Here is a 12,134-nt window from a genome sequence, read left to right on the forward strand (position 1 = left end):
ACATTCAGTAACTATCCGATTTATACATCTCAACACAAAGTTCACTCTCAACTATGCATACAGACAGCTCAGCTGCTGGCAAGAACTTCGAACGCACGACCGGTGCCGCTACTGACAGCGCGCCGGTCGTGCGTTTCGACGCAGCCAGCTTTTCTTACGGTCGAGGTACTAATCGCGTCACTGTATTGGAAGGAATCGACGGTTCTCTCCATAAAGGCGAAGCACTTGCACTCATCGGCCCCAACGGTGCGGGAAAGTCGACCGTGTTGAAAGGGTTGGTAGGAATCGTCGATTCTTCCCAACTACATCTGGCGGCTGGTGCGATCGGTTACGTGCCACAGACGGCTGAACTTGATCCGACTTTCCCAGTGACAGCTCGCGACGTCGTTGCGATGGGGATACGCGGGGCGAAGAAGAATCGGTGGTGGTGGCCGTCATTTTTACAGCCGAATCCGGCGAAAGATCCACGGACTATGGCAGCCTTGCAATGCGTTGGTCTGGCAGATCGCGCTAATTATCGGTTTGGGCAGCTTTCAGGCGGGCAACGCCAACGTGTGCTGATCGCGCGCGCTCTGGTGTCACAGCCAATGTTGATGCTTCTCGACGAACCGTTCAACGGATTAGACGATCCGAACCGTAAAGCATTATTGGCGATTCTTTCCGAAATTAAAAAGGAAGGAGTTGCAATCGTCGTATCTACGCATGATCTTGTTCTTGCAGAAGAAACCTGCGATAAAGTGCTACTTCTTGCGGGTAGACAAGTGGCGTTCGGGCCTATTGACGATGTGTTACAGCCCGATGTGATTGCTCAAGCATATGGGGGACACCATGCTCATTGAGCTTTCTGAGATCACGGGAATAGCGCCGTATCTGCTTCGGCCACTTATCTTGCTCACCGTACTCGGTTTTGTTTCTGGACTTGTCGGAGTCGTGGTGAACCTGCGCTCTTTGGAATTCAATGCCGAGGCGGTAGTCCACTCAGTTTTTCCGGGGATTGTTGCAGGGGCAGTTTTTGGTGGAATTGACATGATTATCCCTGCTGCATCGGCCGTCGCAGCGCTTGTTGCTATTGCGTTGACGTTTGCTTCGCGCCACTCGGAAGCCGGTACAGCTGTGGTTTTGACGTCGTTTTTTTCGGTAGGAATCGTCTTGTCTCTCAAAAAAGGAGACATGTCTGGGCAATTAGAAGCATTGATGTTTGGACGTCTTTTGGAAGTTACCGATGAACGGTTGATTCAAGCTCTCGTAGTGTGTGCGATTGCTGTGGTCGTTATGTTATGGACGTGGCGAACCCATATCTTCGTTGCCTTCGATAGGGAAGGCGCTCGCGCGACGGGTGTTAACCTTTTAGCCATCGATCTTGCGATTAACGTTGCGATTGCTGCGGTTGTGGTGGCGTCGTCGACTGCTATCGGAACTCTTCTCGTTATTGGCTACCTGTGTATTCCAGGTGCTGCAGCGCGCCTAATCGCAACCCGTGTGCATACCATGGTGCCTCTCGCCATGGTCTTCGGAATCGCAGGGGGCTACCTCGGTGTCTGGCTCTCAGGATTATCACCGCGTATCTCTCCTCAAGCATCTGTAGCCCTCAGCGTGGTCGCCATGTACGGTATCGCTCTCGCTTTCTATCGCGTGCGTGGGTTTGTAGGGAGGTCAGCATGACCGCGATTCTGCTTCTTCCTACCATTGAACTGATCATCGTTGGTGCTCTTTGCGGCATTGTCGGAGTTTTTGCTGTCCTCAAAGGACGAGTTTTCTTCACCGAATCCATCACACATGCAACGTTCCCAGGTGCCATTCTCGGTGTGGTCATTGCTGGAAGGAATGGGCTATTCCTTGGAGCCTTATTGATGTGCATTGGCATGTCATGGCTTATGCGCCGTCTTACTCGACTTTCAACACAAACCGCCCAAGCGTCTGCTGGTGTCGTTCTTACTGTGGGATTCGCACTTGGTTACTTTTTGAACAAGTGGTTTGCGCCGCTTCCCATTCGTATCGAAGGATTTCTTGCTGGATCCGTACTGAGCGTACGCCTTATCGACGTGCTTGTTTCGGCTGTAGTTCTTGTCGCAGTGGTAGGAATCGTCAATTCTTTCCACTTATCTTTAATTCTGTATTGCTTTGACGAACCTGGATTCGTCGCGGCAGGTGGAAAGCAGCATCGTGCTGAAGCACTGATTCTCGGGATGATAGTAGCGACAGTAGTGTGTGTTATTCCTGCAATTGGTACCATTTTGTCTATTGCATTAATTGCAGCGCCAGCTGCTGGATTAAAAACTGTCGTAGCGTCACCGAGACAGCTGATGGTCGCTGCGCCAATTGCTGGTGTTGTGATTAGCCTGGCGGGATTATTTATCGCGGTTTACTTCAAACTGTCTGTTGGAGGCACGATCGCCATCGTCGCTGGTGTATTCTACTGTCTATGCATGTCTCTGAGCTGCCTGAAAAGTCCCAGGACTACTTGAAAAACGTGTGGGATATGCACGAGGCTACTGGCAAGCCCGTCTCCCTCGGCGAGTTAGCATCCCGAATGTCTCAAAAAACTCCCACCGCATCTGAAGCTGTTAAAAAACTCGTGGCTCGTGGTTTGTTAGACCACGAGCGCTACGGGGGTATTATGCTCACTGAGCAGGGCGAAGTTTTAGCGAAACAGATAGTGCGTCGTCACCGTCTTGTGGAAATGTTTCTCTTTGAAACCCTAGGTTTTGGTTGGGATGAAGTCCATGAGGAAGCCGAGATTCTTGAGCACGCGATGACGGACAAGCTTCTTCAACGTATCGACGATCACCTTGGTAACCCGTCTCGTGATCCACATGGAGACCCAATCCCATCTGAGGAAGGAATCGTCGATTCTGTCCCGATTCATCAGCTTGGTGAGTTTGTGGTTGGAGAAGAAGTCATAATCGAGCGAATCCATGATCGCGATGCCAACCTGCTGCGCTATTTAGCCGAGCACGGAGTATTGCCAGGCGTTCGTGTCATTATTGGTGAACCTGCTTATCCAGGCATGAATATTGTGAAGGTAGGCGACAAAGACGTCCCACTCGCAGAAAGTAGTTTGTGGGCTATAAACGCTCGCAAAATAGATTCTTAGGTTTGTGCAAAATAGTCCTTTTTTAACAGGGCAAATTTCGTCATGGTTGGCGCTAGTTGCCCTGTTTCATTTATTTATGCGTACAGGATTAGGCGTGTGGGCTGAGAAACATTGGCAATTCATTAAAATACCAAAAGTATTTTGCGCATTTTTAACAATGGACCTGCGGTTATAGGAAGGAGTCGTCGATTCTTTCCTCAACACATGCAATAATCAAGGCCGTGAGTGCTATCAAACTTGACGGAAACTTGTACCGCGACGAAATTTTCGAAGATCTTAAAGGACGTGTCAATTCTCTCCGAGAGAAAGGGATCGTGCCAGGTCTTGCGACTGTTCTTGTCGGCGATGACCCTGCCAGCCACGCCTATGTCCGTATGAAGCACAAAGATTGTGAAATTGTTGGTGTGAAGTCGATCCGTAAGGATCTTCCCGCTGATGTGACTCAAGAAGAGCTGTTGGCTGTTATTGATGAGCTAAATGCTGATCCTGAGTGCACTGGCTACATTGTGCAGCTTCCATTGCCAAAGCATTTGGATGAGAATGCGGTGCTAGAGCGCATTGATCCTGAGAAAGATGCCGATGGTTTGCACCCAGTGAATCTGGGTAAATTGGTTTTGAATGAGCCTGCTCCGTTGCCATGTACCCCTAATGGTGCAATTCATCTGTTGCGTCGTTTTGGAGTCGAGCTAGATGGCAAAAAGGTAGTTGTAATTGGACGTGGTGTGACTGTTGGGCGTTCTATTGGTTTGATGTTGACGCGGAGAAGTGAGAACTCTACCGTTACGCTGTGTCATACGGGTACTCGTGATCTTGCTGCGGAGACTCGTGAAGCTGATGTCATTGTTGCTGCTGCGGGTAAAGTGCACATGTTAACGGCCGATATGGTCAAACGGGGTGCTGCGATTCTTGATGTGGGAGTATCGCGTGTTGACGGCAAACTGCTTGGCGACGTTCACCCTGATGTCTGGGATGTTGCAGGTGCTGTTTCTCCAAATCCTGGTGGAGTTGGACCGCTGACTCGCGCTTTCTTGATTCGTAACGTAGTAGAGCGTGCTGAGCGTGCCTAGGCTTTCGCCTTTTGACAACCCGCATGATGTGGGTAGGAAGGAATCGCCGATTCCTTCCTACCTCCAGTACATCGCAGTGGCAGCGTTTGTAGGAATTGTTGTTTCTTCTGGAATATTCGCTTTTACAGAGCATTGGAGGCGCGCGACATTTGCGCTGGGCGTGGCGCTGTTGTTTTTGGCTGTGCTCCGTGTTGTATGTGATTCGAAAATTCTTGGTGTGTTGGCAGTTCGATCCGTAGTTTTCGATGTTGCTTTCAGCCTTGTAGTAGGCGGGATGATGGTGTTTTTGTCCTATTCGATCGATTCTTTAGGATCGTGATGGGGTAGGGAAATGGCATAGTGAACTGAGCGCTGCGAAGCTTTTGTTTGCAGTGCTTTTGTCTTGTCTATTTTGAAAATTTTTCTATGAAAAGTGAGAAGTCCAGATAGTGGAATGCGTCGAAACGCGTGGTTAAGCGGTCCTTCCGGTTTTAGAGTGCGTTGATTTTGTCTTGTAGCTGTCCGGAGTGGATTAGGCACCGCAAGATGTAGTGGTTGAGGTTTTTAAATCCTAGGGCGATGCCGCGTAGGTGTTCGAGTCTGCCGTTGATTGCCTCGACGGGGCCGTTGGACGCACCGATATCGAAGTAGGCAAGCACATCTTTGCGTCTTCGCCACAGGGTGCGTCCCAGTTGGGCGAGCTTTTCTAAACTTTTCGGTAATCCTTTACGCAGGGTGTGGATGATGCGTTCCATGAGCTTTTTGCCTTCTGATTTCTTCGGATGCGCGTACGCTGCGATCATGTCTTGGTAGAGCAGCCATGTTACTTCTAGGGCCACGTAGTCGTCATCGGTGGCCCACAACATTTCTAAGCGTTGCTTTTGTCGCTGGGTGAGATAGTTCGTCCTGGTCAACAGGGTGCGCCGGTGCTTGTACAGTGGGTCATCTTTGCATCCGCGACACCCGGTGGTCTCGCGTTGGAGTCTTTGTCGGCAACTGGTGAGTTTGTCGGCTGCTAGATGCACTACATGGAAAGGGGTCTATGACTTTGTTTGCTTGTGGTAGTTGCTCCTCGACTGCGTGCTAAGAGTGGCTTGTTGGTAGGGGTGTTGCGGAACGGTGGTAGGGCTGGATTCCGACTAGGTGGTAGGGCCGGGCAGCTGGCCTTGTTGGGGCCAGTGGCCGGGCCTCTAATCCGATCGACTACTCGTTGACGCCATGTGTGGCGCTTGCCAGGTGTTGGTGCATGTCGTAGTCGCCGAGTTCGATGCGCTGTCCGGTACCCTCGTCTGCTGATCGGTGAGTCTGCTCCGACGGGGTCGGGTAGTTTCTTTATCCAGTAGGCGGCGGTTGTCTGAGAGACGATGATGGTCGGCAGTCTGCCGTCGCGGTCGAATATGATCTTGGTTAGGTCTTCTTGTCCGCGCTGGTCGATTCCAATAGTCAGGAAATCATCGAGGATGAGTACATCAATGTTTTGTAGCTTGCGCATCTTAGCTACATAGCGTTCATCTGCTGGCAGGAAGGCCCCTAATTCATCGACGAGCTGATCCAGCCGGTAGTACGCGACACTGTATTCAGCCTGGCAGGCAGCAATACCGATAGCGCAGGCGATGTAGGTTTTACCCGCACCGGTCGGCGCCAGGACGTGTACATTGGAAGGTTCGTCGCGCTAGGGTGTTGTGGCCAGTCGTTTGAGCTGGCGTAGATTCAGCCCTCGTTCATTGGGTTTGATCAGCTCGGCGAGTGTTGCTCCCGGATAGCGGAATTTCGCTTGGGCGATGGCTTTTGCGATGTTGGTTTGCCGACGTTTGGCCGCAGTTTCGAGAGTGTCCGATTGTTTGTGTGCGGGGGGCTTGGTTTACAAGTAGTCCGCGAATCGGTCGGGGTAAGCCACGGCTAGTTGGTTGATGGCTTGTTTCCACCCGGTGGCTTTCGCTCCTTCAATATAGCCGTTGCATTCGATCTCGCGCTTGGCTTTCTTCGCTCGCTGGGCAGCGCGCTTGTCCTCGATGTTGCAGATCATCAACCACAGCGTTTTCAGCGCCGCGGTATCGTTCGGGAACTGGCCGCGGTTGCGGGTGGCTTTCCGCAGCTCAGCATTCAGCGATTCGATCGAATTCGTGGTGTAGAGTACCCGCCGTGCCGCAGGCGGGAACTGCAAAAATGGCACAAACCGGTCCCAGGCGTCGCGCCAGACTTTGACCGATTGCGGGTATTTACGGCCCAGTTCACTGGCCTCGAATGCGTCCAGGGCGGCGCGGGCGGTGTCCTCGGTCGGTGCGGTGTAGACCTCCCGTAGCGCACTTGATACGGGTTTGCGGTCTTGGTAGGACACCCACCTGTTGGCCGCCCGGATCAGGTGCACGATACAGGTCTGCACCATGGAATTCGGCCAGGTTGCCTCCACGGCTTCCGGCAGGCCTTTGAGCCCGTCGCAGCAGACGATGAACACGTCTTGGACCCCACGGTTGGCAAGGTCAGCGCACACGGATGCCCAAAAACTGGCGCCTTCATTGTCTGCGATCCACAATCCCAGGATGTGCTTGATGCCGTCCATGTCGACGCCTACCGCCATGTAGCAAGACTTGTTGACCACGCGGTGGCCATCGCGGATCTTCACTCGCAGCGCGTCGAGGAAGATCACTGGGTAGAACTCGTCGAGCTGGCGGTTTTGCCAGATCATGACCTCTTCTAACACCGCGTCGGTAATGGTGCTGATCGTATCTGGGCTCATATCCACCCCGAGGGTGGTGGCGAGGTGGTGGCAAATATCGCGCACGGTCATCCCACCGGCGTACAGGGAGATGATCATGTCATCAAGCTCCGTCAGACGGCGGGTGCCTTTAGGCAGCATCCGCGGCGTAAACGTGCCAGCTCGATCCCGGGGCATAGTCACATCAAAGGTGCCGTAGCCAGAGTTGACGGTTTTGGTGTACGACCCGTTGCGGTGATTGCCACCATCCGGGGTGCCCAGCTGGGCTTTCGCCGTACGATCAGAGTGCGCGTATCCTAGATGCGCGTCCATTTCAGCCTGCAGACCAGCGTTGATCGATGCCTGCAAAAGACCTTTGACCAGGTCGCTGGCATCATCGGTGGAAGTCGACAACTCGCCGATCAGTTCGGCGATTTCCGGATTTTCCATCAGCTTAGCGCTGATCTCGTTGACCCTGTTCGGGTCATGACCTTTCCTCGGTGACACGGTAGTCATTATCAGTGAAACTCCTTCTGGATCAGAGCCTCACACACAAAACACCTGACACCCTCGCAGTTTCTTCCACGGCTTTGAGGAAGATTTCCTCTGGTAGAGCGCTGTTGGTGTCATCGGCAGTGACCAGGTTGAAGAAGATATCGGCGAAGGTGGAAAGACGCAGTTTACGCAGTGTAGCCCGGATGTCATCGTCAAGGTTGATGGTGGTCATGATGGTCTAGGCCTCCTTCTTCGGGATGTCGTAGTGGCTGGCTGGGCGCAGGAATACTGCATCAGGGATGTTGGTGATATCCACAATGCGCGACTGGCCTTGATCGACCTGGGCGGTTGGCGCTTGGTCGTGGGTGTGACCGTTGCGGGCGATATCGGCTTGTATCCGCGCGATGACCTGCATGTTGGGCGCCAGGCTATAGTCGATGATTTGCTGGCAGGCAGGCTCTAGCGTTGTCTTGTTGTGCTTGTTGCCCAGTTTGACGAGTACCCCGCGGGGTACGGCTTTGGCGTTGCGTTCCAAGATTGAGGAGACAACCTTGGTCGTCGCCGGCCCAAACGACGAGGCCCGAGCAAGCAGCTCGTCACGGGTAAGAGGTTTGACCCCAGCGATATCCTTGTCCGGGGTATGTGCTGGGTCAGTGCAATAGCGGTACTTGAACCCGTGCATACGACTATGTTCTGCAACCAGCTCATCGTCGTCGAAGATGCTGGCCAGACTGTTGGTCAGCCGTGCCCGCAGAGTCTTGCCGATGTACTGAAACGGCACCGAGTAGTACTGGTAATCGCAGCAGATATGCCAGTTACGGTCGACTTTGGCAGCCCGCCAAGACACTTCGGTAAACGGAGTATCCGGCAGGTCACGCATTAGGGGTGTTTCATCAGCATCAAATAGCTCCCTGCGAGTGATCCCATCGGGCCTAGGCATGTTCATGTTGATGTCGTCGATGCGCTGGGCGATAGCCTCGTTGAGCTCATCAAGGCTGTAGAAGGTGATCGCGTCGAAGTAGCCGAGGATACGCGTGTAGACGAGTTGGACGGCACGTTCCACAGCAGCTTTATCCCGAGGTTTTCCAGGCTGGGCCGGCACGAGGAGAATGTCGTAGTAGTCGGCGAAGTCCGCGTAGCGTTTATGAATGCGCCGGCCGGGTTTGTTCTTCACCGGCCGGTAAGTCGCGGTCGGTGCGTTGTCGGGAACGATGATGCCAGGACGTTTGTCGAGGTAGTCCAAGGCTTTCACGTGGCAGGCAATCCAGTTGTCCATCTTCTCGTTGGCTGTTGCTGTCACAAATAGCAGTGAAGAATACGGGCAAATCGCTACGAATAAGCTGGCTTTCATGCCGACTTCACCGGTGGCCTTGTCAATGATGGAAACCTTGTCGCCGGCCCAGTTGACATAGAGTTCCTGGCCTGGCTCGTGTTCGATAATCGAAGTCATGCCGGTGGTGCGGATGTGAGTGCGCAGGCGTTCGCAGAACTGGGAGTACTGGTACTTCGACTCGCCTTCACCTGCAGGTGCAGCAATGTAATCCATCCACAGCTTGTGGCGGGTCAAGTGCTTGTTGTTGGCAAGGAGCCTAGCGAGCTTTTCGAAGTCTTGCTGGTCGTAGCGCTTGCGACGGGCCCCGCGATGGTCGCTGAAGTGCTCGTCGAAGAATGATGGATCCAGCTGAGTAAACGACTCCTTGGTGATGTTCAGGTCCGCAATCAGTGTCTTGGTTTTGGCAATATCCCCGGTTGGAGCATCCCAACGCCGCAGAGATGGCAGCATAGCTTCCCCCGTCCAAGCACATCGCCATGATGTCTTTGAAGTTGGTCATGAAAGGCCCTCCTTAAGGTCATAAAAGGTGATGACGCGCCGGCACAAGTTGTACCAACGCCACCTATACAATGACCGAAAACACAGAGTCCTACCACCTATCCGGAAAACCCCGACCAACTACGCGGATTGCCCCTACCAACTACGCAGAAACAGCACCTGGTGGGGAATCCGACGACAGGAAGATCAACGAGTCGACGGGTGATGTGGTCGCGTAACTTGCCAGACTGGCCGCAGTCTGGGCACACGCCGATAACGGCTACGGGCGTGGCCTCAATGATGGTCAGTGCTCCGGCATCAGCGGCACCGGTGATAGCAAGTCCGATTTCCGTGGTACGGCAGATGGTGTCAGCAACGAGGTTTCCAGTAGGCTTCACAGTACGGGTCTCTGGTGGGTTTAGATGGTCGTGTAGCAACTTTCATTTTCACACTAGGGACCCCTACATGTTGTGGTGACCCGCTGAACCCGTCGTTTTCTACCTTATCCCGCTACGCACCCCAAAACCGGAAGAGCCGGTTAAGCGGATTGGTTTCGTCTGGTGCGGATGCGTTGTTGTTCGTGTCGTTGCCATGTTTGGCTGAAGCTGTGTTTAACTTTTATTCCCCCAGGTTGGGTGGTTTTTGTTGCCCCGTTGCGGAAATGAAATGTTGCGATTCGGTTGGCGTCGAGGCTGTAGTGAATGCGTTGTTCAGTTTTGATGTTGTGGTGGAAGCGGCATAGACAGGCGAGATTTGCGATTGAGGTTTCGCCACCTTCGTCATGATTTATTACGTGGTCAAGATCGCATTCGAGAGCGTCGACGGTGCAGCCTGGATATCGGCAGTGACGATCGAGAAGCATGACGGCGGCTCGAATCTCTTCAGTGGGTGCGTAGCTGTGGGTGTGGGCGTTGAGGTCTATGGTTCTTTGCGAATCAATGGTGATGCTTTCTTCTGGAATTGTGCCGGCACCAACCATATAGAGGTGGCCTGTTCCGGTTTTGAAGGTATTGAGCACGACTTTTGTGCGAGCTTTTGAACGGATGAGATTCATAAACGCATCAACGGGTTCGTCTTCGTGTTGCTTTTTCATTAAGGTGCGGATTTCGACAGCTTCAGCATCGGTGATATGAATGCTTAACCGCGTGTGTCCATTGAGGTTCCGTTTAAAAGTGGCGCTTCTTTTTTGCTGATCTTGTGGCTTTTTGGCTGCCGAGGGATCGATCGTTGTGATGTAATCGCGAAGTTGTTTGCTTAATGTTGCTACTTGTGGAATCACTTGGTTTTCCACTTTCGGGGTGAAATAGTCGGTCAGGTGGGCGTCGACGCGTGCAATATATTTCGGCTCAATAGCCATGACTTGTCGTTCGATGGCTTTTAGCCGGAGGGTGTCAGGTGTTTTGTGTGTGAGGCTCTGATCCAGAAGGAGTTTCACTGATAATGACTACCGTGTCACCGAGGAAAGGTCATGACCCGAACAGGGTCAACGAGATCAGCGCTAAGCTGATGGAAAATCCGGAAATCGCCGAACTGATCGGCGAGTTGTCGACTTCCACCGATGATGCCAGCGACCTGGTCAAAGGTCTTTTGCAGGCATCGATCAACGCTGGTCTGCAGGCTGAAATGGACGCGCATCTAGGATACGCGCACTCTGATCGTACGGCGAAAGCCCAGCTGGGCACCCCGGATGGTGGCAATCACCGCAACGGGTCGTACACCAAAACCGTCAACTCTGGCTACGGCACCTTTGATGTGACTATGCCCCGGGATCGAGCTGGCACGTTTACGCCGCGGATGCTGCCTAAAGGCACCCGCCGTCTGACGGAGCTTGATGACATGATCATCTCCCTGTACGCCGGTGGGATGACCGTGCGCGATATTTGCCACCACCTCGCCACCACCCTCGGGGTGGATATGAGCCCAGATACGATCAGCACCATTACCGACGCGGTGTTAGAAGAGGTCATGATCTGGCAAAACCGCCAGCTCGACGAGTTCTACCCAGTGATCTTCCTCGACGCGCTGCGAGTGAAGATCCGCGATGGCCACCGCGTGGTCAACAAGTCTTGCTACATGGCGGTAGGCGTCGACATGGACGGCATCAAGCACATCCTGGGATTGTGGATCGCAGACAATGAAGGCGCCAGTTTTTGGGCATCCGTGTGCGCTGACCTTGCCAACCGTGGGGTCCAAGACGTGTTCATCGTCTGCTGCGACGGGCTCAAAGGCCTGCCGGAAGCCGTGGAGGCAACCTGGCCGAATTCCATGGTGCAGACCTGTATCGTGCACCTGATCCGGGCGGCCAACAGGTGGGTGTCCTACCAAGACCGCAAACCCGTATCAAGTGCGCTACGGGAGGTCTACACCGCACCGACCGAGGACACCGCCCGCGCCGCCCTGGACGCATTCGAGGCCAGTGAACTGGGCCGTAAATACCCGCAATCGGTCAAAGTCTGGCGCGACGCCTGGGACCGGTTTGTGCCATTTTTGCAGTTCCCGCCTGCGGCACGGCGGGTACTCTACACCACGAATTCGATCGAATCGCTGAATGCTGAGCTGCGGAAAGCCACCCGCAACCGCGGCCAGTTCCCGAACGATACCGCGGCGCTGAAAACGCTGTGGTTGATGATCTGCAACATCGAGGACAAGCGCGCTGCCCAGCGAGCGAAGAAAGCGAAGCGCGAGATCGAATGCAACGGCTATATTGAAGGAGCGAAAGCCACCGGGTGGAAACAAGCCATCAACCAACTAGCCGTGGCTTACCCCGACCGATTCGCGGACTACTTGTAAACCAAGCCCCCCGCACACAAACAATCGGACACTCTCTTTAGCCGCGACATCGTAATATGGTGATGCTTTTCGACGCATGCGCGCAGCCTTGGAAAGCGTCGTAGCATTTCACCGACGCGAAGATTTTCCTTTACTTCGCGTCGTGACAGACTCATTCGAGTAGCTATCTCGTCAATTTGTATGTGAAAATCACGGAACTTATCA

At 53.5% G+C, this 12,134-nt stretch carries 11 protein-coding genes and 3 pseudogenes; 7 read left to right on the forward strand and 7 right to left on the reverse strand.

The window, feature by feature from the left end:
• Nucleotides 1-53: 53 nt before the first annotated feature.
• The 6 genes from ABMV07_RS03090 to ABMV07_RS03115 all read left to right on the forward strand — a co-directional run bounded on the left by ABMV07_RS03090 (nt 54) and on the right by ABMV07_RS03115 (nt 4,480).
• Nucleotides 54-839, forward strand: a complete 786-nt coding sequence (locus ABMV07_RS03090; protein WP_088267645.1) for a metal ABC transporter ATP-binding protein — start codon at nt 54-56, stop codon at nt 837-839.
• On the forward strand, nt 829-1,662 hold the full coding sequence (locus ABMV07_RS03095; RefSeq protein WP_088267644.1) for a metal ABC transporter permease: 834 nt from the start codon (nt 829-831) through the stop codon (nt 1,660-1,662). The genes ABMV07_RS03090 and ABMV07_RS03095 overlap by 11 nt, the downstream gene beginning before the upstream one ends.
• Entirely contained in the window at nt 1,659-2,465 is an 807-nt protein-coding gene (locus ABMV07_RS03100; protein ID WP_088267643.1) for a metal ABC transporter permease, read from the forward strand. The genes ABMV07_RS03095 and ABMV07_RS03100 overlap by 4 nt, the downstream gene beginning before the upstream one ends.
• The gene (locus ABMV07_RS03105) at nt 2,423-3,094 is read left to right on the forward strand and encodes a metal-dependent transcriptional regulator (RefSeq protein WP_088267642.1); all 672 of its coding nucleotides are present in this window, start codon (nt 2,423-2,425) and stop codon (nt 3,092-3,094) included. The genes ABMV07_RS03100 and ABMV07_RS03105 overlap by 43 nt, the downstream gene beginning before the upstream one ends.
• A gap of 221 nt (nt 3,095-3,315) precedes the next feature.
• Nucleotides 3,316-4,161, forward strand: coding sequence for a bifunctional methylenetetrahydrofolate dehydrogenase/methenyltetrahydrofolate cyclohydrolase (locus ABMV07_RS03110; RefSeq protein ID WP_196977899.1), 846 nt, complete (start codon nt 3,316-3,318; stop codon nt 4,159-4,161).
• Nucleotides 4,154-4,480 (forward strand): DUF3017 domain-containing protein, encoded by a 327-nt coding sequence (locus tag ABMV07_RS03115; protein WP_014306564.1) that lies wholly within the window; start codon nt 4,154-4,156, stop codon nt 4,478-4,480. Before ABMV07_RS03110 ends, ABMV07_RS03115 begins: the two co-directional genes overlap by 8 nt.
• A 151-nt stretch (nt 4,481-4,631) precedes the next feature.
• On the opposite strand, the pseudogene ABMV07_RS03120 reads toward ABMV07_RS03115, so the two are convergent.
• The 7 genes and pseudogenes from ABMV07_RS03120 to ABMV07_RS03150 form a co-directional block, all read right to left on the reverse strand.
• Nucleotides 4,632-5,220: pseudogene (locus ABMV07_RS03120) on the reverse strand (transposase); the annotation flags it as partial.
• 123 nt (nt 5,221-5,343) lie between these two features.
• Nucleotides 5,344-5,965 (reverse strand): annotated as a pseudogene (locus ABMV07_RS03125) (ATP-binding protein); the annotation flags it as partial.
• A 36-nt stretch (nt 5,966-6,001) separates the two neighbouring features.
• A complete protein-coding gene (locus ABMV07_RS03130) occupies nt 6,002-7,351 on the reverse strand; it encodes an IS256-like element IS1132 family transposase (RefSeq protein WP_374064855.1) in 1,350 nt (449 codons plus the stop codon).
• A gap of 22 nt (nt 7,352-7,373) precedes the next feature.
• Nucleotides 7,374-7,562: a hypothetical protein gene (locus ABMV07_RS03135; RefSeq protein ID WP_374064856.1), complete on the reverse strand. Its 189-nt coding sequence runs from the start codon at nt 7,560-7,562 to the stop codon at nt 7,374-7,376.
• 6 nt (nt 7,563-7,568) lie between these two features.
• Nucleotides 7,569-9,113, reverse strand: coding sequence for an IS21 family transposase (istA, locus tag ABMV07_RS03140; protein WP_374064857.1), 1,545 nt, complete (start codon nt 9,111-9,113; stop codon nt 7,569-7,571).
• A gap of 206 nt (nt 9,114-9,319) precedes the next feature.
• A pseudogene (locus ABMV07_RS03145) lies at nt 9,320-9,538 on the reverse strand (ISL3 family transposase); the annotation flags it as partial.
• Between the two features lie 140 nt (nt 9,539-9,678).
• Nucleotides 9,679-10,497, reverse strand: a complete 819-nt coding sequence (locus tag ABMV07_RS03150) for an HNH endonuclease signature motif containing protein (protein ID WP_374064858.1) — start codon at nt 10,495-10,497, stop codon at nt 9,679-9,681.
• An 83-nt stretch (nt 10,498-10,580) separates the two neighbouring features.
• Here ABMV07_RS03150 and ABMV07_RS03155 point away from each other — a divergent pair, with 83 nt between their 5' ends.
• Nucleotides 10,581-11,930, forward strand: a complete 1,350-nt coding sequence (locus tag ABMV07_RS03155) for an IS256-like element IS1132 family transposase (RefSeq protein ID WP_374064855.1) — start codon at nt 10,581-10,583, stop codon at nt 11,928-11,930.
• The last annotated feature ends 204 nt before the right edge of the window (nt 11,931-12,134 follow it).

Origin of the sequence: Corynebacterium belfantii (assembly GCF_041898185.1) — a bacterium.
Lineage (GTDB): Bacteria > Actinomycetota > Actinomycetes > Mycobacteriales > Mycobacteriaceae > Corynebacterium > Corynebacterium belfantii.